23 protein-coding genes are annotated in these 24,097 nt (G+C 42.4%); 15 read left to right on the forward strand and 8 right to left on the reverse strand.

Translation table 11 applies throughout. The features are described 5' to 3' along the window. Nucleotides 1-76: 76 nt before the first annotated feature. The 8 genes from BIY37_RS13535 to BIY37_RS10740 form a co-directional block, all read right to left on the reverse strand. On the reverse strand, nt 77-253 hold the full coding sequence (locus BIY37_RS13535; RefSeq protein ID WP_179129374.1) for a hypothetical protein: 177 nt from the start codon (nt 251-253) through the stop codon (nt 77-79). 129 nt (nt 254-382) lie between these two features. Beyond that, nucleotides 383-1,462 (reverse strand): ABC transporter ATP-binding protein, encoded by a 1,080-nt coding sequence (locus BIY37_RS10715; protein WP_070067841.1) that lies wholly within the window; start codon nt 1,460-1,462, stop codon nt 383-385. Then, nucleotides 1,455-2,279 carry an ABC transporter permease gene (locus BIY37_RS10720; protein ID WP_070067842.1) on the reverse strand — a complete coding sequence of 275 codons (825 nt, stop codon included), beginning with the start codon at nt 2,277-2,279 and terminating at the stop codon, nt 1,455-1,457. The genes BIY37_RS10715 and BIY37_RS10720 overlap by 8 nt, the downstream gene beginning before the upstream one ends. A gap of 28 nt (nt 2,280-2,307) precedes the next feature. Continuing rightward, on the reverse strand, nt 2,308-3,357 hold the full coding sequence (locus BIY37_RS10725) for a Vgb family protein (protein ID WP_070067843.1): 1,050 nt from the start codon (nt 3,355-3,357) through the stop codon (nt 2,308-2,310). 171 nt (nt 3,358-3,528) lie between these two features. Then, entirely contained in the window at nt 3,529-4,089 is a 561-nt protein-coding gene (locus BIY37_RS10730) for a hypothetical protein (RefSeq protein ID WP_143299255.1), read from the reverse strand. Nucleotides 4,090-4,141: 52 nt separating this feature from the next. Beyond that, nucleotides 4,142-6,691 (reverse strand): bifunctional lysylphosphatidylglycerol flippase/synthetase MprF, encoded by a 2,550-nt coding sequence (mprF, locus tag BIY37_RS10735; protein ID WP_070067844.1) that lies wholly within the window; start codon nt 6,689-6,691, stop codon nt 4,142-4,144. Next, nucleotides 6,681-6,839: a hypothetical protein gene (locus BIY37_RS13540; protein WP_179129375.1), complete on the reverse strand. Its 159-nt coding sequence runs from the start codon at nt 6,837-6,839 to the stop codon at nt 6,681-6,683. Before BIY37_RS13540 ends, mprF begins: the two co-directional genes overlap by 11 nt. Before the next feature lie 161 nt (nt 6,840-7,000). Beyond that, nucleotides 7,001-9,064 (reverse strand): NHL repeat-containing protein, encoded by a 2,064-nt coding sequence (locus tag BIY37_RS10740; RefSeq protein ID WP_070067845.1) that lies wholly within the window; start codon nt 9,062-9,064, stop codon nt 7,001-7,003. A 346-nt stretch (nt 9,065-9,410) separates the two neighbouring features. Here BIY37_RS10740 and BIY37_RS10745 point away from each other — a divergent pair, with 346 nt between their 5' ends. The 15 genes from BIY37_RS10745 (at nt 9,411) to BIY37_RS10815 (ending at nt 24,030) form a co-directional block, all read left to right on the forward strand. Next, entirely contained in the window at nt 9,411-10,232 is an 822-nt protein-coding gene (locus BIY37_RS10745) for a sulfite exporter TauE/SafE family protein (protein WP_070067846.1), read from the forward strand. Between the two features lie 114 nt (nt 10,233-10,346). Beyond that, nucleotides 10,347-11,732, forward strand: a complete 1,386-nt coding sequence (gene argH, locus BIY37_RS10750) for an argininosuccinate lyase (protein WP_179129376.1) — start codon at nt 10,347-10,349, stop codon at nt 11,730-11,732. Nucleotides 11,733-11,747: 15 nt separating this feature from the next. Further along, nucleotides 11,748-13,037, forward strand: a complete 1,290-nt coding sequence (gene lysA, locus BIY37_RS10755; protein WP_070067848.1) for a diaminopimelate decarboxylase — start codon at nt 11,748-11,750, stop codon at nt 13,035-13,037. A 12-nt stretch (nt 13,038-13,049) separates the two neighbouring features. After that, nucleotides 13,050-13,688, forward strand: a complete 639-nt coding sequence (locus tag BIY37_RS10760) for a precorrin-2 dehydrogenase/sirohydrochlorin ferrochelatase family protein (RefSeq protein WP_070067849.1) — start codon at nt 13,050-13,052, stop codon at nt 13,686-13,688. 157 nt (nt 13,689-13,845) lie between these two features. Further along, nucleotides 13,846-14,736, forward strand: coding sequence for a 4Fe-4S binding protein (locus BIY37_RS10765; RefSeq protein WP_070067850.1), 891 nt, complete (start codon nt 13,846-13,848; stop codon nt 14,734-14,736). A gap of 11 nt (nt 14,737-14,747) precedes the next feature. Beyond that, nucleotides 14,748-15,167, forward strand: a complete 420-nt coding sequence (locus tag BIY37_RS10770) for a DsrE/DsrF/DrsH-like family protein (protein ID WP_070067851.1) — start codon at nt 14,748-14,750, stop codon at nt 15,165-15,167. A gap of 25 nt (nt 15,168-15,192) precedes the next feature. Further along, on the forward strand, nt 15,193-16,149 hold the full coding sequence (locus BIY37_RS10775) for a PLP-dependent cysteine synthase family protein (RefSeq protein WP_201789434.1): 957 nt from the start codon (nt 15,193-15,195) through the stop codon (nt 16,147-16,149). 36 nt (nt 16,150-16,185) lie between these two features. Continuing rightward, a complete protein-coding gene (locus BIY37_RS10780; protein WP_070067852.1) occupies nt 16,186-16,602 on the forward strand; it encodes a M67 family metallopeptidase in 417 nt (138 codons plus the stop codon). Between the two features lie 105 nt (nt 16,603-16,707). Further along, on the forward strand, nt 16,708-16,953 hold the full coding sequence (locus BIY37_RS10785) for a sulfurtransferase TusA family protein (protein WP_070067853.1): 246 nt from the start codon (nt 16,708-16,710) through the stop codon (nt 16,951-16,953). 178 nt (nt 16,954-17,131) lie between these two features. Further along, nucleotides 17,132-17,650: a QcrA and Rieske domain-containing protein gene (locus BIY37_RS10790; protein WP_070067854.1), complete on the forward strand. Its 519-nt coding sequence runs from the start codon at nt 17,132-17,134 to the stop codon at nt 17,648-17,650. 49 nt (nt 17,651-17,699) lie between these two features. Further along, nucleotides 17,700-19,460 carry an NAD(P)-binding protein gene (locus BIY37_RS10795; protein WP_070067855.1) on the forward strand — a complete coding sequence of 587 codons (1,761 nt, stop codon included), beginning with the start codon at nt 17,700-17,702 and terminating at the stop codon, nt 19,458-19,460. A gap of 65 nt (nt 19,461-19,525) precedes the next feature. Beyond that, entirely contained in the window at nt 19,526-20,296 is a 771-nt protein-coding gene (locus BIY37_RS10800; RefSeq protein WP_070067856.1) for a cytochrome b N-terminal domain-containing protein, read from the forward strand. A 52-nt stretch (nt 20,297-20,348) separates the two neighbouring features. After that, nucleotides 20,349-21,071, forward strand: coding sequence for a hypothetical protein (locus BIY37_RS10805; RefSeq protein ID WP_070067857.1), 723 nt, complete (start codon nt 20,349-20,351; stop codon nt 21,069-21,071). A gap of 45 nt (nt 21,072-21,116) precedes the next feature. Further along, nucleotides 21,117-22,208, forward strand: coding sequence for a multiheme c-type cytochrome (locus BIY37_RS10810; RefSeq protein WP_070067858.1), 1,092 nt, complete (start codon nt 21,117-21,119; stop codon nt 22,206-22,208). A 76-nt stretch (nt 22,209-22,284) separates the two neighbouring features. Continuing rightward, a complete protein-coding gene (locus tag BIY37_RS10815; protein ID WP_070067859.1) occupies nt 22,285-24,030 on the forward strand; it encodes a multiheme c-type cytochrome in 1,746 nt (581 codons plus the stop codon). Nucleotides 24,031-24,097: the final 67 nt, after the last annotated feature.

Raw genomic sequence — 24,097 nt, forward strand, 5'->3', positions numbered from 1 at the left:
CAAGTACAAGGTTTTTAGCAGTATGACAAAAACACGGACAAGCACAGCTTGTCCGAAGAAGGTGAAGGGTCACATCTTAAATATTAAGTATTTGTTTCTTCAAATTTGTTATCTTATCACGCAGTTTTTTATTCCGCAGTAGTTCGGCATTAATCTGGGTATATTTCATGGTAATCGCCGCACCTGATATACCATCAAAAAATACACCAAGGTCCTTACCTGATACCCCGCTCAGGTCTCGGGCAAGATACATGGCAATTGTCCGTACCTTGTTATTCTTGCGCCCCTTGATTTTTGCTTGATCCTCAAAGGTTGTCCATTTGGAAGTGAAAAGCCAGGGACTATTTGTCCCCCTTGTCGTATGGTAAGGAAGTGTTAAATGTCATGGGACAGGAATTAAATGTACATAAGCCTCATCGATGGAGAGATTGACCGGCATTCCATGCGTGAGCTTAAGCTTTTTGACGGCGGTCCGGCTTATGCGTGTTTTAAGCGTTTCCTGTGGGGTAACTAACACCTTTACTTCAAGATCTCGTCCAATAGGATGGATCGATTCTATCGTCCCGGTAAAAACGTTTTTGCCTGGGTGTGCGGGATGGGTGCTAAGGTGAATAGCGCCTGGGCGAATGCATACCGTTACCCGTTTTCCTTCCGGTAATTCCAGTGGGGTAAACATTTTTAAAATAATATCATTTATCTGAATAGTTACTTTATTTCCAAACTTATGGATGACCTTTCCTTCCAATATATTCTCGGTATTCAAAAAGCGAGCAACAAAGAGGGATTCTGGTTTATAGAAGACCTCATCCGGGCTGCCGTATTGCTCTATCTTACCTTCGTTGAGAATCCCAAAACGATCTGCCATTTCAAGTGTTTCCTGCTGATCATGCGTAATATAAACCATCGTGACGTGTAATTTCTTTTGAACTTCTTTAAGCTCTGCCTTAATTTTTTGTCGTGTTTCTATATCCAGGGCGCTTACTGGCTCGTCCAATAACAAAAGCGATGGTTCAATGATCAAAGCCCTGGCTAAGGCTACCCGTTGCATCTGTCCTCCACTTAGTTGGGATGGGAAATGATATTCGAGCCCATGCAAACTAAAATTATCAATAATTTGTCTAACCTTCGTCTGAATAATGTCTTTCGGGGTATTACGCAGTCGCAATCCAAAAGCGATATTTTCAAAGACTGTGTAATTGGGAAAAAGGGCATAATTTTGCGGTACATATCCGATATTCCGCTCTCCGGGGCTAAGGTTTGTGACGTCTACACCGTCTATAATTACCCGGCCACTGTCAAATGGCTGCAAGCCAATAATGCCAAGGAGCAAGGTTGTCTTCCCGCCTCCGCTGCTGCCAAGGATGATAAATAGCTCATTAGGAAAAATTTCCAATGATAAATTTTTTAAGACAGTTTGTGAACCAAAGGATTTTGATATGTTAATCAGTTGTAATTTATGCATGGATCTTGTGGTCGGTTTCTTTAAAGAAGAATTTTATGATGGTCAGCAAAATAAACGTCAGAAACTCAAGAATAATCGCCAGAGCAATAGCCTTGTCCATTTCCCCTTTTTGTGTGGCAAAATAGATCAACACCGACATGGTACCGGTAGAGGAAGTCAAACCACCTGCAAGGATTAAGGTGGCTCCAATCTCACCTAAACTTTTAGAAAGTGCTGTGATAAGGCCTTTCAGTACGCCCCAGAGGGAGAGGGGGAATGTTAGTTTGTAAAAGATCTGGAAAGGGCTTGCACCCAGGGTATAAGCCACATTTTCGATATTTTTATCTACGCGATCAAATGCCTCCCGGACGAAGCTGACCATAAAAGGGATACTAGCAAAGAGTTTTGCCAGGACCACAGCCGCAAAGGTATAAGGGATTGAAATGCCAAATCGCCCGAGAAATTTACCCAGGATACCCGTCTTGGATAGTAAGATCAGAAGAATAAGCGCGTCTACACCTGGCGGGAAAGAGAGTGGCAAATCGACAACCATCGTCTCCAGGAAACGTTTCCCCGGGAAATTTTTTCGTGAAAGTATATATGCAGTGGGTATACTGAAAACAAAAACTATCAGGGAGGCAATAAAAGAGGAACCGAATGTTACCGCGACAGAAATAAGCACCACGCGACTGCTCATCTGTTGAAAAAAGGCGGAGGGGGTTGTCGTAAAAAACAGTGATCCGATAATAAAAAACATAAAGAAAATCAGGATGAAGGATAAGAAGTAATTGGTTCCTTCAAATGCCCTATTCGCTGTTTTTAGATAAAAATTTTTCATAGAAAGGCACTCTTCGATTTCAATTTGATTACAGTTTCGTTATGGTATTGCTGTCGTAGTTTACCACCCAAATATTGGTTCCATCAGAGATTACCCCTCTTGGATTGATGCCCACATCATAGGTGCCGAGCACGGTACTATCTTTTACCCTGATTTTTGTTACCGTATTACTGCCAGCATTCGTTACCCAGATATAGACTCCATCGAAGGTTATTCCATATGGGTAAATTCCCACATCGTAGGTATCAAGCACAGTTCCATCACTCGCTTTCAGTTTTATTACTTTACCGCTGCCATAATTAGTTACCCAAATATTGGCGCCGTCAAAGGCTGCCCATTTTGGAATCCAACCAACCTCATAGGTGTTGACTAAAGTTCCATCACTTGCTCTTAGTTTCGTAATAGTATTGCTATTAGAATTTACTACCCAGATGTGAGTACCGTCAAAGACAACCCCTCTGGGGTTAAAGCCCACGGCATACGTGCCGAGTACTATTCCATTTCTTGACTCCAATTTTGTTACATTGTTACTGCCGGAATTTGCCACCCAGATATTTGCCCCATCAAAGGTCACCCCATAGGGAAGGAAGCCTACAGCATAAGTGCCAAGCACAACCCCGTCACGCGCCCTCAATTTTGTTATGCTGTTGCTGCCGGAATTTGCCACCCAGATGTTCGTGCCATCAAAGGCTACTCCGGTTGGATTGAAGCCTACGGCATAGGTACCGAGCACTGTCCCGTCACTTGCTCTCAATTTTGTAAGACTGTTACTGTCCGTATTTGATACCCAGATGTTTGCTCCATCGAAAGCTACCCCATATGGATGGAAGCCCACGGCAAAGGTAGCGCTACGGTAGGTTGTTGCTTCGTACCATTGCTTGAGTTTTTTAAATTGTGCATCCCCAGTGCCGGTATTTTCATAGGAGACCGTAAAGATTTGGCGTTGATTATTCAGAGAAATAAAAGGAGAAAAATATTCAACGGAAGTTGTAGCTTTTTCATTCTGCCTTGCAGGTGAAGGCGTAACAGAACACAAAACAAACAAGATAATAAAATTGATATTCTTAAAAACGTTCATTCTTTATCCTTTCATGTAATCGTAGGATTATCAAATGAATACCCTAAAAATGAATGATTAAAATGTTTATAATCCTCTGAGATACTCATGATTCCTAACAAAGAGTTATCATTATGTACTATGTGTTTGTTTCGTTACCAGGAGTCTCCAAGCTACTTTTTGTGAAGGTGATTACGGAGGTGATTCGACCTCGATTTCCTGAAGTACTGGAATAACAACTTTGCCTACATATTTGAACGACTCAATAAGCATAAAAAAGAAGACGCTTACGGCTATAGAAATAACAGCAGTTCCCGCCCAATGCTGAAAACGAAAACGTTTCAGGGATGGGGCGAAGGTAATCAGTCCGAACACGGAAGAAATCACGGTTATCGCATCCAGACTTGCCCGTTGCCAGTAAGAGCCCCCCAAATGCAGCCACATTCCAAACTCGTCAAAGGTTAATGCCATACCGCTTCCGTAAATTATCGCGGCAATTTCTAAGTTCCGTCCAATCGGATGCCAGAACAGCAGATATGCGCCGACACCAGCAAGGAGAAAAATGCCATAGTTAAGATGGTGAACATGTGTTTCACCCAAGTGCAGGTAGAGATCGGGTATTCTTCGTGACATAATTAAAAAAACAAGCACTCTTGCCACAATAAACGTTAAAATAAAGGTAACAAGTACTAGCCGTGCCAGATGATTTGAAATTCGTAATGATACCGTACCGTTTTTTGTGCTGTTAGCCATGGTTAACAATCTGTGAAAAACGACAATAGAACATCAGGGTGATGACTCTTAGTCAAGCTGAAACAACTCTTTTCGTGCCTCTCGAAATAAGTAAAGCAGTATCCGTGAGGATGCGCGGAAGTTTTAAACCTCCGGGCGATGCCAGGTATTTGGGCTCCCATTCGGGTTCAAACTTTTCCTTGTACTGTCGCAATCCCTGGAAGTTAAAAAAATGCTCTCCGTGACGGAAAACCAAAGCCCCAAGTCTGTTCCAGAGTGGCGACAGGGCATGCTCCTCAAGCCCTGAGAGCGGCGCCATGCCCAGATTAAACCACTGGTATCCTTCCTGTTTTCCCAGGAGCATGAGCTGGATAAACAGATATTCCATGACTCCATCTGTGGCATCGGGAAGATATCGCATAAGATCTAAAGAAAGTTCCTCCTTCTCAGCTCCTTGCCAGACGTTCACAAAGGCGACGATTTTACCGTTTTTTCGTATGACGCCGGCAGGAAAATTTTTCAGGTAGTCTGCGTCAAAAAATCCTGTGCAGAATCCTTTTTCCGTGATATTTTTTTTTGCCAGCCAGGTATCTGATATTATTTTGAATTCTGGAAGTAGCAAGGGGACTCTATGTGCCGGAACCAGCTCAAACATATTACCCTCTTTCTCAACCCGATAGTTGGTATGACGCAGTCCCTTACGAGCCTTGCCTTCAAGGGAAAAGCCGGCCAATGAAACGCGCGCCTCTTCTCCGAGTTTAAACAACGTTAGTCCAAGGTCTATATAAACATGGAGATTTCTCTGGTTTACCTCATAGAAGACCGGCCATCCACCGTGACGGTCACACATCGTACAAAATTTCCATATCAGTTCTGACTTTTCGTTTTCGGGGCCAACGGGGTCACGGAATGCCACCCAACTCCTGCCGTTGATTGCATACATAATGAAGGCTTTTGCGTTGTCACTGAACAGGAAAGATTTATCTCCAAGCAGGGCCAGGTTGGCATAGGTATCTCGTGAACTATTTACTGCAGAAAGGACTGTGCCGGGGTCCGCTTTGAAAGTGATCTGAGGCATTTTGAAGACTGGCCCAAGGAGTTTAAGCACAGCAAAAGAAAACAATAAGACACCAACTCCCACGCTGGCACGGAGAGTGCGCGGGGCATCTCCCAACAGACTAAAATGCCACCATAACTCCTCAGAATACTCAACATGCTTGTATGCGAAGAATCCAAGCCATACCGAGCAGAGAATGACAAAAATAATGCCCACAATCCAGCGTAACGTAAACGGTTCATTTATCAGGGATGTCTTGCGGTAGAAATGCCTGCGGGAAGGCAGGAGTGCACCCAGCATAATCGCAAGAATAATCGCCTCCTCGTAATCAAATCCCTTCAGCAGGGAAAAGACAATTCCTGCAATGAAAAGGGCTACGGCAAGAGGATATGCTGCGTCAAGTCTTCGTTGCAGACTCCATGCTTGTATGAGGAGCAAGATACCCGCCAGGCTACCGAAAAAGTGTGAGATTTCCATGATTGGCAATGGAATGATATCCTTGATCCATAGCATACGGGTTTTTTCGGCCGGGGCTGATCCAGAAAGGAGGAGGGTTGCGCCCCCAATAAAAGTGGTAAAGGAAAGTACATTTGGCACGATCTCTGGTGCCCATTGCCCAAAAACGTGGGCAAACAGCTTAAATGCCTCTTTCTTCTGGAGGAATTCATGGATACCCAGAAGAGCCGCAGCGAGACACATAGGTAATAGATAGTATATTGCCCGAAAGGCTAAAAGTGATCCAAGGATGGCAGAAACTGGCAGAATCGGCGAGAGAAAGAAGATGATTACCGTTTCTACGATTCCAAGTCCGCCAGGGATCTGGCTGGCTAACCCGGCTATTTGCGATAACACGAAGATGCCCATGAACATTTGATACGATAAACCCTCAACGGGGGGGAGCAGGACGTAGAGTACGCTCCCGTTCAGGACTAGATCCAGGCAGGCTACCGCTATTGATGAAAAAGAAAACCGTAGTGAGGGGATTGAAAGCTCCCATCGGAAAAACTTAACGGGTTTCCTCTTTAAGGCGCTAAATAATAAGTACCCAATAATAAAAACGAGGAAGAGTATTCCAAGATACGGTAAAGAGGCAAAGCGAAAGTGGATTATCGGTGGAAATTCAAAGGGTTCGAAGAGGAAAAGTATTCCTCCTACAGCAAAGATGCCTAACCAGAATGCCAGGCCACAGAAGGCAACGACTTTCGTGATATCGACCGGAGAAAGCCCCCATGAGGAATAGAGACGATAGCGTATTGCAGCAAGCATAGAGATTCCAACATTGTTGCTAAAGGCATAACCAATAAAGCCGGCCATAGCAATCTTTCCATACCGAAGCGGATGGTTTACGTAACAAAGGGCAAGAAAATCATAACCAATAAGTGCTAAATAACCAAGTGAAGTAAACAAGATGGCAAGAAGGAGACGATACGTTGGGAGCGTCTTTAATTGGTGCAACACTGCATGATAGCGATACCCCTTTAGTTCATCATGGAGGAACCATAACGCCGCGGTAAAGAGCAAAACACCAAATAAAGGACTCAGTTTTCGAAGGAATTTATTTCCCATGAGTTGTTCTATCGTTGATGAGAACGACAAGGCTAATCATGCGAAAATTTAACCCTTTGGTTCTGAAAATAGTAATAGCTGAAAATGCCTTTGTGTCAATGGGCGCTGGCAAATCATGAATTACCACGACAGAGTACAATAATTGCATGGTTGGTTGAGTTTTTCAAAAAACCAGAGTGTTAATAAAAGCTTTTCCTCGTGTTAAATATTGAGTATAAGTAGGCTATTCCCTCTTTTGGAAGATAGGGGGTGGACTTCGTCGTGAGTTTATAAGAACAAACAGTCGGGCACTTCAGCACAAGAGACAGCCTAATTCGCATTCGTCGCATACTTAAGGTCGAAATTAGTATCATCGTAATAGCCGATATGCTCCTTACCATACGAATCTACTGCTATGGAGGTATACCCGCCTACGTTTCCACTACTATCCACGGTATAGGTTACCCACGACCCTGAGGCATTCGTGGCATATTTGAGGTCAAGACGATCAGAATCATAATAGCTTATGTGTACTGTGCCAGCCTTGTCCACGGCAATGGAAGTATACCCGCCTACGGCTCCACCGTTGTCTACGGTCTTGGTTACCCACGATCCTGAGGCGTTCGTTGCATACTTGAGATTGCCATGGGTATAATCATAATAACTTATATGCACCTTGTCCGAGGTGTCTATCGCCAGAGAAGTAAACTGTCCGACATCGCCATCGTTATCAATGGTCTTGATTGTCCATAAACCAGCGGTATCCGTAGCATTTGTTGCATACTTGAGAATATTTTTTGTGTCATCATAATAGCTTATATGCACTCTGCCAGATGTGTCCACTGCTATAGAAGTATGTTCTCCCACATTTCCATCACTGTCAATGGTCTTCGTTATCCAGGAACCAGAAGCATTGGTAGCATACTTGAGGTCTTCGTTTGAGCAATTATAGTAGCTTATATGTGCCTTACCGGACGCGTCCACTTTTATGGAAGTAAACTCCCCTACATTTTCACCGCTATCAACAATCTCGGTTACCCAGGAACCAGAGGTGTTGGTGGCATATCTGAGTGCGCCGTTCGTGCTATCATAATAGCTTATGTAGACCTTGTTTGATTTATCTAATGCTATGGAAGTATACTCACCTACATTTCCTTGATTGTGTAAAGTTTTGATTACCCACGAACCGGTGGCATTGGTAACATACTTGAGGTCGTTTTTTATGCTGTCATAATAGCTTAAGTGCACCTTGTTTAAGGTATCTACTGCTATGGAACTATACGACCCCACATTTCCTCCACTATCCACGGTTTCCGTTGTCCATAAACCAGGAATATTGGTGGCATACTTGATACTACCATCGATGCTGTCATAATAACTTATATGCACATTGCCAGATGTATCCATGGCTATTGAGGTATAACTACCAACATTTACATTCCTGGCAACAGTATCCATTATCCATGTGCCGGTGGTATTGGCGGCGTACCTGATGCTGCCGTCTGTGATATCATAATAGCTGATATGCAGCTTCCCCGCGGTATCAATTGCGATGGAGGTATCTCCTCCTACGGTTCCGCTATTATCGATAGTAGCCAATATCCATGAACCCGATGCGTTCGTGGCATATTTGAGGTTTTTTTTGGTAGTATCATAATAGCTGATGTGCGTCTTGCCAGATTTGTCCACTGCAAGGGATGTGTATCCACCTACCCATGCGCTTTTGTCCACAGTAACGGTTAACCATGAGCCAGAGGCATTGGTGGCATATTTGAGGTTTTTCTTGGTAATGTCGTAATAACTGATATGTGACTTGCCAGATGTGTCTATCCCTATAGAAGTATATGCGCCCACATCTCCGTTGCTATCGATGATATCTATTTTCCATGTTCCAGAGGTATTGGTTGCATATTTGAGATCTCCGTTAAAATCATCATAATAACTGATGTGTACTTTATTTGAAGTGTCGACCGCAAGGGAAGTATATCCACCTATTTTCCCGCTGTTGTCCACAATAACGGTTGTCCATGAGCCAGAGACATTGGTAGCATATTTGAGGTTTTTGTTTGTCTGATCATAATAGCTTATGTGTACCTTGCCTGATTTATCCATTGCTATTGATGCATAACCACCTACTCCTGAGGATTGGTCTGCTGTCACAACATGCCATTTACTACCATCATGATATGCATAGTAAAGATTGTTGCCTCCATAAACAATATGAGGATGGCCATTCTTATCAACGGTGATTGCCTTCGAATAAAAATATTGGGAATACTTTTCTTTAGCAACCGTCTCTGTCTTCCACGGTTTCGCTAATAATGTGTCGGCCATGAAAGTGAAGGTAATAAAAATTAGAGATAACAAAGCAATTTTATGAACAAGCATTTTCATTTTTTGCGATCTCCTAAAAAATCATAATTTCCGGATTTTAATAACAAAGTTCTTTCGCCTGCCGGTACGTTGAAAGTATTCAGGCAGATTGCACAGGCTATGCAGTCAGAAAAAACCGTAGCAGTTTATTTTTTTGATAAAAAATGCAATGAATGTAAATTATCTACATCAAACGTGAAACCTGTAGTTGTATTCTCATGTGAATCTCTTGTAAAATAATTAAAAAAATACAGGTATCATTATACAGTTTAAATATGATAACTCATATGATTTTTTTACGATTTTTAAAAGTTTCAGAAAACAGGTTTTTATTCGAATCATTTAGCGCCAATTCAGAGGAACACGAGTGGAAATTTGTCTAACCGCAGGTCTAATCTTATGTGCATTCATAGGAATATCTCTGGGTTTAATTGGTGGAGGCGGTTCCATCCTTATCATACCAGTACTTGTGTATGTTCTTGGCGTAGATGTCCACCATGCCATCGACATGTCGCTGACTATTGTTGGGGTAACGAGCATAATTGGTGCGGCACTCCACAACCAGCGCGGTGCGGTCAAGTTAAAAACGGGGCTGCTCTTCAGCGCTACAGGTACGCTGAGTGCTTACTTTAGCTCGCGCCTGACGTACCTGGTATCCACGGCTATGCTATTTCTTTTCATTGCCATCCTGATGTTTTTCGTTGCTGTAATGATGTTGATCAGGAGAAAGAACAGTCAGGACTTGCCATTTCAGCAGGGTAATAATCAGAATAAATTGAAAATATTATCGGCGGGTTTTGTTGTGGGTATATTAACGGGATTTCTGGGTATTGGCGGAGGTTTTTTGGTGGTGCCGGCGCTTGTTTTATTCTGCGGTATTTCCATGAAAGATGCTATAGGGACGGCGCTTCTGATTGTTTCGATCGATTGCTGTGCGGGGCTGATTGGTCATTTGCGCTACGGAGGATTCGATTTGCGTTTAACGATGCTCGCAACAATGATTGCCATAGATGGTACGCTTATTGGCGCTGCCCTTTCTCACCGCATATCACCCGTAAGTCTGAAAAAATGGTTTGCCGCGTTTGTGATTCTGGTTGCGATATACATAATGGTGGAGAATTATACAGTCCATCGCCTCCCTTATAATATTCATCAGCCACACTCTGAAATCTCACCACGTGATCGTTGAATTATATTGACTCATCATCTACATTCCGCTATAGTACCTCCTTTATTTTTTGAGAATACCGCAATGGCAATCTTTGTCTTACGCGGCAAGAATGTTGCGAAAGATTGAATGAACATGAAACAGAAAAAACCTTGGGGTGGCAGATTTACAAAACAAACAGCGGCATCGGTCGAGTCATTTACCGAATCGGTTTCTTTCGACTGGAGATTGTGTCAACATGATATTGAAGGAAGTATTGCTCATGCAACGATGCTTGCTAAGTGTAACCTTATTACGGAAAAAGAAAAGGTCGCAATTATTAAAGGCCTGAAGGAAGTCCTCGCAGAAATACGTTCCGGAAAATTTGATTTCAAGGAATCTCTGGAAGACGTTCATATGAATATAGAGTCGGCACTGATTGAGCGGATTGGTGAGGCCGGCAAAAAACTCCATACTGCCCGAAGCAGAAATGATCAGATTGCTCTCGATTTACGGCTATGGATACGTGACCAGACGCACATAATGATACATCTCCTGATATCGTTACAAAGGGAGTTTGTGAAAAAGGGAAAAATGTTTTTCGGGCTTATTATGCCAGGTTTTACCCATCTTCAGCATGCACAGCCGGTATTGTTATCCCATTACTTGCTGGCGTATGTTGAGATGCTGGAGCGGGACATAACACGACTCCGGGATTGTCTTGCCCGGCTCAGCAAATCACCTCTGGGTGCGTGTGCCCTTGCAGGCACAACACTCCCGACAGATCCTAAATTTACGGCAAAGTTGCTCGGTTTTGATGGAGTTTGTGAAAATAGCATGGATGCCGTGAGCGACAGGGACTTCTGTGCCGAGTATACATTTTGCCTCTCCCTGATTGCCATGCATCTATCCCGCCTCTGTGAGGAATGGATTATCTGGTGCAACGATGAAATGAAGTATATCGAAATCAGCGATGCCTATTGTACGGGGTCCAGCATTATGCCTCAAAAAAAGAATCCTGATGTGCTCGAACTGATCCGGGGCAAATGTGGCAGGGTGTTTGGTCATCTGACGTCTTTGCTTACCTTGCTCAAGGGGTTGCCGTTAAGTTACAATCGTGACATGCAGGAAGATAAGGTAGCGCTCTTTGATGCAGCAGATACTGTCCATGATTCGCTATCCATTTTGGCAGAACTTGTGGCAAATACAAAGTTTAACAGAGAACAGATGACGGCGGCTTGTGAGAAGGGATTTATTGATGCCACGGCATTAGCGGAGTATTTGGTGAAAAAGGGCGTGCCATTCCGCATGGCACATGAAATTGTAGGGAAGATTGTGCGTGAATGCATCCGGGTGCAGTGCAAGCTTTCCGATTTGCAATTGGAGAGTTTTCGGGCATTTTCATCTGTTATAGAAGCGGATGTGTATAAGGTGCTTGGCGTAGAAAATTGTATCAGGAATTACCAGAGTTATGGTTCTACGGCGCCTGGTCTGGTTAAAAAGCGTATTGCGTATTGGGAAAAGAAACTGAGTAAAGGATGAATGGGTAAATAAGCTATGGATATGTTTGAATACAGAAACAAAACGCTCCTTTGTGAGAAGGTAAAAGTAGAGGATATTATTTCAGATGTGGGAACTCCTGCGTACGTTTACAGCAAGAACTCCATTGTGACGCAGTATCATGCGTTGGAGACAGCTTTCCGTGCTGTCGATACGCTGATCTGTTTTTCTGTAAAGTCAAATTCTAATCTCTCAATATGCAAACTATTAGCAGGGGAGGGATCTGGCTTTGATGTGGTTTCCGGCGGTGAGTTGTTTCGCGCTATCAGGGCCGGGGGCGATCCGTCAAAGATTGTATTTGCGGGCGTAGGCAAGACATACCAGGAACTTCGATATGCACTTGAGAACGACATCTTCATGTTTAATGTAGAATCTCTGGCGGAACTCGAACGTATTAACACACTGGCTGGAGAGACTGGTAAAATACCTAAAGTGGCCTTGAGAATCAATCCGGACATCGATGCAAAAACACATGCAAAGACCACTACGGGAAAAAAAGAAAACAAATTCGGCATTGATTTTACCGAAGCCGAAAGGATTATTAAGCAATCCATGATGTATCCGAGTATTGACCTGTGCGGACTCCATGTACATCTGGGTTCACCAATCTATACCGTCGATCCCTATGTACACGCGCTCAAAAAGATCGTGACGCTTATTAACAAATGCAGAGATGCCGGGTTGGATATCCGGTACATGAATATTGGTGGCGGCTATTGTATCTCATATACGGGAGAAAATGTAATACAACCACAGGATTATGCATCGCAAATTCTTCCCCTGGTGAAAGAGATGCAATGTAATCTGATTATGGAACCGGGACGATTTATTATGGGGAATTCCGGAATTTTGATTACAAGAGTGATTTACACAAAAGAGACCCCGCATGGCAAAAAATTTGTAATCTGCGATGCCGCCATGAATGATTTAGTGCGTCCCGCTCTATACGACGCCTTTCACCGGATATGGCCGGTAAATACGAATATAAAAATGCCGAAGGTTGAAAATCCTGATAAACCAGTGACAAAAAAGGGTATCGGTTTGGTGGACATTGTGGGTCCGGTTTGTGAAAGCAGCGATGTTTTCGCTACCAAAAGGGCGTTGCCCAGCGTGAGAGAAGGGGACCTGCTGGCAATTTACAGTGCCGGTGCATACGGTTTTTCGATGAGTTCGAATTACAACTCACGCCCGCGCCCCTGTGAAGTGCTGGTAGATGGTGATCAATATCATGTTATCAGGGAACGGGAAACATATGAAGACTTAGTCAGAGGTGAAAATTTTGTGTAAGGACGCGATACGATGGCAAAATATTACCCTGTATTCCTGAATATTCAGAATAAGAAATGCCTGGTGGTGGGAGGTGGCAACGTTGCCTGGCGCAAAGTATGCAGCCTGAAAGAAGCAGGTGCACGGGTAACGGTTGTGTCTCCTGAGTTTTGCCCGGAACTGGAAAAAGAAACTGGAATTGAGCGGATTCAGCGGAAATATGGCACAGAATTCCTGAAAGAGACGGTACTTGTTGTTGCCTCTACGGATGACGGCGAAGTGAATCAGATGGTATATCACGATGCCGTTGAGAGAGGGATGCTGGTAAATGTTGTTGATAAGCCGGAATTTTGTTCTTTCATAGTGCCTTCATCCATAATGCGGGGTGATCTCTGCATTAGTGTCTCGACGGGTGGTGCTAGCCCCGCTTTAGCCCGTAATATACGGGAATATCTGGAAAAACAGTTCGGTGATGAATACAATGAATTTACAAAACTCCTGGCAGAGATGCGGCGAAAAATTATTTCCGAAATAAAGGATGAATCTCTAAGACGTGATATCTTGCAGCGTATTGCAGGACTTGATATGCTTGATGTTGTTAGAGAAAAGGGTGCATCAGAGACAAAGAAGAAAATGTTAGAGATCATTTCTGAGAAGATTTCCATGAGGTGATTAAGCCGACAGTTTCTATAGATTTCTTTTTTCTTGCAAGAATTTTTATGAATTGTTAATATTTATTTTGGTAAAATCATTTACTTATTTGCGTAGTCAATTAATGTTTTGTTAATTGCCTATAAAATAGTAATTTACACCAATGATAGGAGTTCAAATGGCAGAGAAGACAGCGACACAAAGAATAGATCTGAATGAGATGAAATCTGGCGGATTTATAAAACAAAACCAAAAAGACCTCTTTACGGTCCGGTTAAAAGTCCCGGGTGGACGAATTACTCCGGAAAAGATGGCGAAGATTGCAGAGGTTGCAAAGAAATATAGCAGGATGGGATTTTGCCATTTAAGTTTCAGACAATCGGTGGAGATTATTGGTGTGCATATTGATGACTTTGATGCCGTGGTGAAAGAGTTGGCGGCGGTAGGGCAGAAAGTTGCTTCCTGTGGACCGCGGGTACGGGTCCCTACGGCGTGCGGCGGCTGTGAGTATAATCCGAATGGAATTATGGATACGCAGTCAAAGGCGCTGGAGGTTGACGAAAAGTTTTTCGGCATCCCATGTCCCCATAAATTTAAGATGGGATTTTCTGGTTGTCCGATTGATTGTACGAGGACGCGGGAAATGGACTTAGGCTTTCAGGGAGTGGTTTATCCGGTATGGAGTAAGGATTTGTGTAACGGTTGTACTTTATGCGCAAAGGCGTGTCAGGAAGGCGCAATTGTCTCGGACAAAAAGGGCAGGCCGGTATTTGATGAATCTAAATGCGTGTATTGTGGCGATTGTATTCGGGCGTGTCCAACAGACGCCTGGAAGGACAAAAAAAAGGGCTGGCTGGTGCGCACAGGAGGGAAACATGGAAGACATCCGCGTGAGGCTGATGCGGTACTGAATTTTTTGCCTGATAATAAAGTTAATGACTTTATTGACGCTACGATAAAATGGTATAAGGAGAACGGGAAACCTAAGGAAAGAGTCGGCTCATGTATAGATCGTGTTGGTTTGGAAAAATTTAAAAAAGATGTTGTTGATACCTTTGCAAAAACCTGATACGGGTCATCATGAAGAACAAAAAAAAATTTGTTATATTCGCCCATAGCGGAACGTACGATAAATTGTATCAGATCATTACGTTAGCAATCACTGCGGCATCGATGGGAAAAGAGACGTATATCTTCCTCTTCTTTTGGGCATTGAAAAGGTTTGTGAATGAAGAGTTTGATCCTGCAAAGCTGGCTGCCGAATGTGGTGCAGAGGGAGAAAAATTGTTTAAAAGGATGCAGGAGATAAATCCCATTTCACTTCAAGAACTGCTCCGTGACGTAAGGACCATGGGAAATTTAAAAATTTACGCATGCACTGGCGCAGTGAAATTGATGGAATTGGAAGAATCGTTTGTTAAAACAAGAGTAGACGACATCCTTGGTTTAACTACTCTTTTGGAAATAGCGGATGGTTCAGAAACACAGTTGTTTATATGATTAAAAATGAGGTTTCGTTGTGGCAATCCATGTGACAGAAAAAAAAGCCGTTGGATACCTGCCGAAGAAGATCCCGATTACCTCAATTTTGGATAAAATAGGGAATACCCCCCTTTTGAAAATTAACAGCGTTGAGCAGGGGCTAAAAAATAAGGGCGTCGGAATTTATGTTAAGGCAGAATGGTTGAATCCGGGAGGATCGGTAAAGGATCGCCCCGCCTTGCGGATTATAGAGGAAGCAGAAAAAACCGGCAAATTAACCAGGGATAAAATTATTATAGACTCCACTTCCGGCAATACCGGTATTGCCTATGCCCTCATTGGTGCAAAAAAGGGATATCAGGTAACTTTGGTGATGCCTCTAAACGTCAGTGAGGAAAGAAAAAGAATTGTACATGCTTTTGGCGCAAATATGGTATTTACTGATCCATTACTGGGCTCTGATGGTGCTATGTCAGAAGCGAAAAGGATTGTAACGGAAAACCCCTTAAAGTATTTTTATGCAGATCAGTATAATAACGATGACAATTGGAAAGCCCATTTTGAAACAACTGCTGTGGAGATATGGGACCAAACTGCTGGTGGCGTGACACATTTTGTTGCGTGTTTGGGCACAAGTGGCACCCTTATGGGTACTGGCAGACGTTTAAAGAAATACAATCCCGGCATTCAGATAATTGCCGTTGAGCCTGCTACTCCCATTCACGGATTGGAAGGTATGAAGCACATGACTACTTCGGTTGTCCCCGGTATTTACGACAAACATTTTCCTGACAGGAAGATAGCGGTAGAAACAGAAGATGCCTACGAGTCTGTCAAAAGACTTGCAGCAGAAGAAGGTTTTTTTGTGGGATACTCTTCTGGAGCTGCATTTGTGGCATCTTTGAAGGTTGCCAATGAAATTGAGACAGGTACTGTGGTTGTGGTCTTTCCTGACAGGGGGGATCGTTATTTAAGTACCAGTTTTTGGGCGGGTGGGTAAATAGCAAAAAGATCACATCTTTAAGGGGCTGAAAGCGTGCTGTGTATTGATAAGGATAAACTCAGCGAAATCGAAAAAGAAGCGAGACAAAGCTATCCTGTGGAATGCTGTGGGTTGTTAATTGGTACGAATACCTCAGAAAAAAAAGTGATTGAAGTTCGTTCTATACGAAATACAAACACGGAAAGAAGTCATGACAGGTATGAGATAGAAGGCAGGGAGTTTATAAAAGCCGATAAGGAAGCGGCACGAAAAGGACTACAGATCATTGGGATATATCACTCTCATCCTGATCATCCGGCCATTCCTTCAGATTTCGATACTGAGCATGCATGGTGCGGTTACTCTTACCTGATAGCTGCTGTAGAAAATGGTATAAAAATTGAAATCAGATCATGGGTTTTTGATGACGAAAAGAAAGTCTTTCAAGAAGAAGAAATAAATGGGAGTTAAACGGAAAAGGTGGAAATTGTTGATAACAAAAGCAAGATTCACAAACTTTTAATTTTGCGTAATTGCAACAATTTATTAATTTAATTCAATGTTTCAGGTTTAAAAATGACAGAAGAAGAAAAAATTATACCCGATGATAAAATTGATTTAAGAGGGGTGCTTTGTCCAATTAACTTTGTGAAAACAAAGTTAAAACTGGAAATGATGGATTCAGGCCAAGTTTTGGAGGTTATGTTAGACGATGGTGAACCTATCAGGAGCGTTCCAAAAAGTGTTAAAGAAGAAGGACACAAAATTGTACAAGTAGAAAATTTGGGAAATGCATATCGTTTATTGATTAAAAAATCATAAAAGATAAAAATATCGGTACTTTTTCATAAAATATATTTGACTTTTTACATCAATAAACATTATATTCGCGTCTTGTAAATTTATGAATAGTTTTTTCATAGAAAAATGAAAGTTAATGTAAAAAAACGATTAAACATTTAAGGAAAAATAACGTTTTTATCGTTGGAAGGAGTTAGTTATGGAGACAAAAGAAAAAGGAAAAGTTTTTACATCCGAAAGTGAGGGGGGGATTTGGTTTACTTTCTCTCGCAGGAATATTTTGACGTTGGCAGGATGGGGATTATTTTTTGCTGCAATAGGTGCATATTTATCTCAAATTCTTGGTTATAAAGGATTTTTTTACCCCAAGGTACTTTTTGAACCTTCACCGCGATTTTCCGTAGGAGAGCCTAGGTACTTTCCAGAAAATTCAGTTACAACCTTGAAATCGAGAAAAATGTTTGTTGTTCGGGACGGGAATAGTTTCAAAGCCATCTCGGTGGTATGTCAGCATCTGGGCTGTGCCGTCGAGTTTTCTAAGGAAAAAAATATTTTTGAGTGTCCCTGCCATGGAAGTAAATACTATAGAAACGGTGTAAACTTTGCCGGACCTGCCCCTAGGCCGCTCAATCACTTTGAAATTGTTTTGGATGACAGCGGAAAGCTGGTTGTCGACACAAGTAAAGTTGTACCGATTGAAACTGAGTTAATTGTGTAATAAGTGACAGTATATAAAAAGAATATTTTTCAGAAAGTCAGTGTGTTTTATGAGTCAATCGACTTTGCCAAAAAAAGGAATAAGAGCACTTCTTGATCTGGATTGGTTACAAAAAAATATTCGTTGCCAGCATCGATGCCCCGCTCATATGGATGTGCCAGGATATATCCGTTTGATTAGCCAGGGCAAATATGAAGAATCGTACAAATTAATGAGAGAGACCAATCCGTTTCCCGCCGTGTGCGGTTATGTATGCCCACATCCTTGTGAGTCAAAATGCAAACGTGGTGATTTTGACAGGCCTGTAGCAATAGATGCGTTAAAACGATTTGTTACCGACCATATTTTCAAAAATAAAATAAAAGTCCCTCCACAAAAAGTAATCCAAAGAGCTGAAAAAGTTGCGATAATTGGCGCCGGACCAGCAGGGTTAACGGCTGCGAACGACTTGGCAGGAATGGGTTACACAGTTACGGTATTTGAGAAGGAATCTCAGCCCGGCGGTATGATGATGTGGGCGATTCCATCTTATAGATTACCGCGCGAACAGATTATGTTTGATATAAGTCAAATTGTGGCTCGCGGTGTTGAAATAAAAACAAATAATCCTATTGGAAGCCCGGGGAAAACAATTCAAGATTTATTTCAAGAAGGTTATAAAGCAGTATTTATTGCTGTTGGTGCACAAAAAGGAAAAAAACTTGAAATACCTGGCGAAGATGGTACACAAGGTGTTATGGATTGTTTGGAATTTCTGAAAAACGTGAATGACGGTGATATAAGAAGTCCGGGTGAGAAGGTTGCCGTGATTGGTGGTGGTAATTCTGCGATCGATGCTGTAAGAACGGCAAAGCGTCTCTGTCAGGATGCATTTATTGTATACAGAAGAACGCGAGAGGAAATGCCGGCTCTACCGTGGGAGATAGAAGAAGCAGAGCATGAAGGGGTACAATTTCATTTCCTGTCTGCGCCTATCAGGATCATCACGGAGAATGGAAAAGTTAAAGCTTTGGAGTGTATCAAGATGAGGCTAGGCAAACCTGACAGCAGCGGACGGAGACGACCTGAGCCAGTTCCTCAATCGGAATTTATCATAGAGACAGACTGCATTATTACTGCTATAAGTCAGGAAACCGATCTTAAATTCCTTGGAGATAATTACGGGTTGGACGTTACCAAGTGGGGAACAATTAGTGTTGACGATAACCTTGTCACCAATAAAGCAGGTGTTTTTGCCGGCGGCGATGTAACGCTTGGCCCAAGCACGATTATCGAGTGTATTGCGCAAGGGCATACTGCTGCACGATCTATTGATAAATACATCAGAGGCGAAGAAATTCAAAAACCAAAGAAAAAGGTATGGGTGACTCTTTTAGATAATGAGTTTGATGAACGGGAAGGAAATTATGATGCCATGCCTCGTCAACAAATGGAACTGTTGCCTGCAGAGAAAAGAGAAGGTACTTTTGATTTGGTAGAGCTGGGGCTTACCGAATCTCAGGCGAAGGAAGAAGCCTTGCGTTGTTTGAAGTGCGATCTTAGCATTAATGTGGAGACTAATGAATGTATCCTTTGTGGTCGCTGCAGCATGGTGTGTCCCGTTGGTGCTCTAAAGCAGGTGGATGTAAGTAACGAAGGCAAAGAGTATCGCCCGTTTGTTAGTGAGGACGGAATTGTACTAAAATATACCGATGTATGTATCCGATGTGGTAATTGCAAAGATTGCCCGGTAAATGTAATAACCTTAAAGCGCGTGCTTTGGAAACCGAACGAGGAAATAAACAAAACGATGGAAGAAACGGAGGAATAGGAGAATAATTGTTAATTTGAAAGGGGGGAAAGAGTACACAAAATGGTGGAGAAAGGAATGTACACATGAAGCTAATTCCTGATTTAATAAAAAAAATTACAAATAATGAAATTTGGAGATCCGTGTTTCGTCACGGTTACGCTGATACTCCAAGGAATAGAGCTCTTCAAATCATAAGCAACATATGGTTGCATTTACACCCTGTGAAAGTGCGAGAGCATGGTACGAAGATCCGTTTTACATGGTGTATGGGTGGAATAACGTTTTTTATATTCTTGTTTGAAACAATAACGGGAATCCTGTTAATGTTTTATTATGTTCCTGACGTGAACAGGGCATATGCAGATATTGTGGATTTGATGTATGTGGTGCCTTTCGGCAGGTTTTTAAGAAACTCTCACCGATGGGGAGCGCATGCTATGGTCATTACGGTGAGTGTGCACATGTTTCGTGTATTTTTAACCGGTTCGTATAAACCACCACGACAGTTCAATTGGGTGGTGGGCGTCATCTTGCTCGTCCTTACCTTTTTATTAAGCTTTACCGGTTATTTGCTGCCTTGGGATCAGCTAGGGTATTGGGCAATTACTGTGGGTACGAATATGGCGCGTGCTACACCCTTTCTGGGACACGAAGGCCCTTTTTCGTATATTTTAGGTATGAGACCTGATAATGATATTCGTTTTGCCTTATTAGGTGGGACAGCGATAGATGCTCCTGCTTTGCTGCGTGCATATGTATGGCATTGTATTGCAATACCAGTAATAGCATCTGCTTTGATGATGGTGCATTTCTGGAGAGTCCGTAAGGACGGCGGAATTTCCGGTCCTTTGTAGTGTCTTCACAATGTAACATAATTAATGAAAGGTGTTTTTGAGGAGTGGTTCCATGGAAGTAAGACAAGAAAAGAAGGGAATGATTGAGTTAAAAGACGATAAGGTGTTTACATGGCCCACCCTGGTTGCTAAAGAATTTTTAGCTGCTATTTTTGTTACGGTAGGGCTGTTGTTTTATTCGTATTTTGTCGATGCACCTCTCAGAGAGTTGTCGAATCCGGGACAGGCTGAAAATCCGGCTAAGGCACCGTGGTATTTTTTGGGTTTACAGGAGGTATTGGTTTATTTTGATCCGTGGTTTGCCGGTGTTGTCCTGCCAAGCATCATCATTTTAGGCCTGATACTTATTCCGTATCTTGATAATAACCCCAAAGGAAATGGTTACTATACCTTTAAAGAAAGAAGGTTTGCCGTCACGACTTTTGTTTTTGGCTACATTTTTTGGTATGTCTTAATATACATCGGTACGGCTCTCAGAGGACCTTTTTGGGCTTTTTTTTGGCCTTGGGAGAAATGGACGCACGACTTTCCGACACCGCCTCCGTTGCATAATTTGCCTCTGCCATTGGGGATTATTCTTATGTGCGGTTTTTATTTTGCCGGATTAACACTTCCTGCATTGTTCAAAAAAGATTTTTTTATGAAGTTGGGCATTATTCGATATTCGCTTACTATGGGATTGCTACTGACGATGATTGGGACAGTGATTAAAATGGTGTTTCGGTTGGCATTTAATGTGAAATTTATTATCGCTACGCCTTGGATCAACATATAATTTCCGTGCGATGACTCATTTAAGTATTTCCAGAATAGGTGAAATATGAGCTTACAAAGATTAATCTTTTTTGTTTTGAGTGTCTTGTTTTTCATAGCTACTGCGATGTGGCTTAAAGATGAGTTTAAGCCGAAATGGACAAAATATCAAGAAAAGTATTATGGAGAACAGGTTCTAAAGGTTGAAAAAGAATTTTTAGCAGCTACTGCTGCAAAAGACAAAGAGCTGTTGGAGAGGCGCTTGGAATCCCTGAAAAAACCAGTTTATGAAATTAAGCAGATACTGTTAAAAGGAAGTTACAGCTGGAGCAAACAACAAAATGGGGATAAAGTAGACAGGTGCATGACCTGCCACATCGATGAAGATAAATTAAAGGCCGCGCATCCCAGTACAAAGGAGTTGCCGTTTGATATTTATGGATGTACTGTTTGTCACGGAGGTATTGGTAGGGCTTTGAGTGAAGAGGTTGCTCATGAGGGTATGTATTATCATAAACGTCAAATGGAACTGAGACTAACTACTGCAGAAATAATGTTTGATTTTTGGAATGAGTTGGCCATCTTGACACCTGAAGAAAGTGATCCAAATGAACGGCTGGAGATGGGAAATTTTAAGAAGTACAGTATCACGGGTGATAAAGCAATCTATGTTGGCAGCCAAAAATGTCTCAAATGTCACAAAGGGTTGACCTCTCCGCATGTAGAAAGATGGCAAAGGATCAAGTTCAAGACGTTTGAACGGGTAAAAGAAGCCCCTGATTATATTGCCGGAACTGACGGATACAGAAAAACCTGCCTGAAATGCCACACGACGGGTTATGATGAAGCAACGGGAAAATTTTCTGAAGAGGGGGTTACCTGTGAGGCGTGTCATGGGGCAGGAGAAGTGTTTAGCTATTTCATGGAGATCGGTAAGGCTCCTGAAGGACAAAAAATTGCTAAAGTAGGGACGTATGGAACACCCTATAATGTGTGTGGACCTTGTCACAATACCAGGAATCATGAGATGCGTTTGAAATTTTTTCAGGAAAGGGGCGGTTCTGATGAATGGTTTTACCCGCAACATACGACTCCGTACAAAACGAGTTTTTCAGGAAAAGATGAAGCAGGATCAAAGTCACTGCCAAAAATTCAATAAAAGAAAACTTGGTCTGTTATCAAAAAGTTTATTACACATAAATTGCTGGTTTTGAGGGGAGGGGGGCTTAATTATTATGAAGTTGTTAAAATTGGGAGCGATTTTATTCACAGCTTTATTGGTGTGGAGCTTGCGGACTGGCAGTATAAAGGCTCAGTCAGAAGCTGAGTTAAAAGAAATGCAAAAGAAGGCTACTAACTATTACGATATTTTGTATCCCAATGATACCTTAAAGGATTGGTTTACAAATAACGTTGGATTGGAAAAAGGTGCTGGTCCATGGCAAAACTTATATAAACCGGTGCCCTTGCAGATGTACTGGTTTCCCGAAAGGCATTATGTAAAACCTGATGGCACATACTACGATCAGTTGTTGGAAAAATATAAACCAAATGATTGTGTTAAGTGTCACGAAGAAGTGACTCCTGGGTTTGTAAAAGACTGGGAAGATTCAACCCATGCAAAACCTAAAAAAAACCCACGGTTTGCGGAAAAGACACAGCAAATAGAGAAACTCATTGGCAGGGAACTTAAAGAAGTTACCTGTAGTGACTGCCACGGGAAGGATCATAAGGAGTTGCGTATGCCTACCCCACAAGTATGTGGTGAGTGTCATCCTCAGCAAACAATTGAATTTATGGGTGAAGCAGAACGTGGTCGCCCGAATCATATTGAGGGTCTCGCAGCCAATGTTATACCACCGTGGTACCCAGAGATGTTTCGAAGAGGGTATCCTGCGGCGCAGTTCGGATGTGATCTCTGCCATGCTACAGACCGATGCAATATTTGTCACTCGAGGCATAAGTTTGCTGCTTCTGAGGGAAGAAGGCCTGAGGCCTGTATGAGTTGTCACATGGGTTTTGATCACCCGGATGCAGAGACCTATGGTGAATCCAAAATGGGTTATATTTATCATATGGAGGGGGAACATTGGGATTGGGAAAAACCATTAGCTGAAGTTGTACCTGGCAAAGATTATCGGACGCCGACGTGTCAATTTTGTCATTTTGATCAGGGAAATGGTACGTTTGCTCATAACCCGGTAATTAAAGGTGTATGGAGAATGGGAACGGTTCCACCAACCGGAATTGATTACAAGTCCTCTCTAAAGGATTACCCCTTTGGTATAAATCTTCCGCCTATGAATTATAAACTTGATGTATATTCTCCGGAAAATAAAAGAAGATCGGAACAGTGGGTTTCCGTTTGCAGCAAGTGTCATAGTCCGAGATTTGCCAGATTGTACCGTGAAAATTTAAATGATTTTATGTTTGAAATGTGGAGTTTGCAGGACAGAGCTCAGTCCATAGTAGATGATATCGCTGCAAACGACGAATTTGATGTTCCTATTAAGCAAAGGGATATATTCCCACTTGGAGATATTCTTGCAGATGCGCTAGGACCTGGGTTGTTAGGGGATGCAGTGCATAGAGCATTCAAAACGACGGGTGGTAAGGTACCTGTTGTTGGACCAATTCTTGGTTTGTATGGCCTGTTTATGACTGGAAAAAACAATCCTTCAGAGATTGAGCTTACCTATGCGAACATGTGGTTCGGTGATGCTAAACACGCATATAAAGGTGTTGCTCATGGACAACAGGATATAGCGTGGTGGTATGGCGCTGCTAAGGTATATCAGGGAATTAACCGATTAGAAAGTCAGGCGATTGCGCTTAAAAGAGGAAAGAAGGTTGATGAGTTTATGGTGGCAACAGGTAGAAAAAATGTTGCTGGTATTGTTGGAAGTATAGTTGGTATCGTTGCAGTCATCATGTTTGGTGCTGCTTTATGGAAAAAGAAACGAGAGACGCGATCCTCATAATGGCGCTTAAGTTTAATAACTAAAAAAACAAAAAAGGCATCTTGTATAAGATGCCTTTTTTGTTTAC

It is taken from the genome of Candidatus Brocadia sapporoensis (assembly GCF_001753675.2).
In the GTDB taxonomy this organism is placed as follows: domain Bacteria; phylum Planctomycetota; class Brocadiia; order Brocadiales; family Brocadiaceae; genus Brocadia; species Brocadia sapporoensis.

Coding starts and splice junctions, on each gene's coding strand:
- BIY37_RS10815 (WP_070067859.1), top strand. CDS start 22,285: ATGAAGTTGTTAAAATTGGGAGCGATTTTATTCACAGCTTTATTGGTG.
- BIY37_RS10715 (WP_070067841.1), bottom strand. CDS start 1,462: ATGCATAAATTACAACTGATTAACATATCAAAATCCTTTGGTTCACAA.
- BIY37_RS10770 (WP_070067851.1), top strand. CDS start 14,748: ATGAAGAACAAAAAAAAATTTGTTATATTCGCCCATAGCGGAACGTAC.
- mprF (WP_070067844.1), bottom strand. CDS start 6,691: ATGGGAAATAAATTCCTTCGAAAACTGAGTCCTTTATTTGGTGTTTTG.
- BIY37_RS10730 (WP_143299255.1), bottom strand. CDS start 4,089: ATGGCTAACAGCACAAAAAACGGTACGGTATCATTACGAATTTCAAAT.
- BIY37_RS10720 (WP_070067842.1), bottom strand. CDS start 2,279: ATGAAAAATTTTTATCTAAAAACAGCGAATAGGGCATTTGAAGGAACC.
- lysA (WP_070067848.1), top strand. CDS start 11,748: ATGGATATGTTTGAATACAGAAACAAAACGCTCCTTTGTGAGAAGGTA.
- argH (WP_179129376.1), top strand. CDS start 10,347: ATGAAACAGAAAAAACCTTGGGGTGGCAGATTTACAAAACAAACAGCG.
- BIY37_RS13535 (WP_179129374.1), bottom strand. CDS start 253: ATGTATCTTGCCCGAGACCTGAGCGGGGTATCAGGTAAGGACCTTGGT.
- BIY37_RS10810 (WP_070067858.1), top strand. CDS start 21,117: ATGAGCTTACAAAGATTAATCTTTTTTGTTTTGAGTGTCTTGTTTTTC.
- BIY37_RS10765 (WP_070067850.1), top strand. CDS start 13,846: ATGGCAGAGAAGACAGCGACACAAAGAATAGATCTGAATGAGATGAAA.
- BIY37_RS10795 (WP_070067855.1), top strand. CDS start 17,700: ATGAGTCAATCGACTTTGCCAAAAAAAGGAATAAGAGCACTTCTTGAT.
- BIY37_RS10800 (WP_070067856.1), top strand. CDS start 19,526: ATGAAGCTAATTCCTGATTTAATAAAAAAAATTACAAATAATGAAATT.
- BIY37_RS10805 (WP_070067857.1), top strand. CDS start 20,349: ATGGAAGTAAGACAAGAAAAGAAGGGAATGATTGAGTTAAAAGACGAT.
- BIY37_RS10785 (WP_070067853.1), top strand. CDS start 16,708: ATGACAGAAGAAGAAAAAATTATACCCGATGATAAAATTGATTTAAGA.
- BIY37_RS10760 (WP_070067849.1), top strand. CDS start 13,050: ATGGCAAAATATTACCCTGTATTCCTGAATATTCAGAATAAGAAATGC.
- BIY37_RS10740 (WP_070067845.1), bottom strand. CDS start 9,064: ATGAAAATGCTTGTTCATAAAATTGCTTTGTTATCTCTAATTTTTATT.
- BIY37_RS10725 (WP_070067843.1), bottom strand. CDS start 3,357: ATGAACGTTTTTAAGAATATCAATTTTATTATCTTGTTTGTTTTGTGT.
- BIY37_RS13540 (WP_179129375.1), bottom strand. CDS start 6,839: ATGCAATTATTGTACTCTGTCGTGGTAATTCATGATTTGCCAGCGCCC.
- BIY37_RS10790 (WP_070067854.1), top strand. CDS start 17,132: ATGGAGACAAAAGAAAAAGGAAAAGTTTTTACATCCGAAAGTGAGGGG.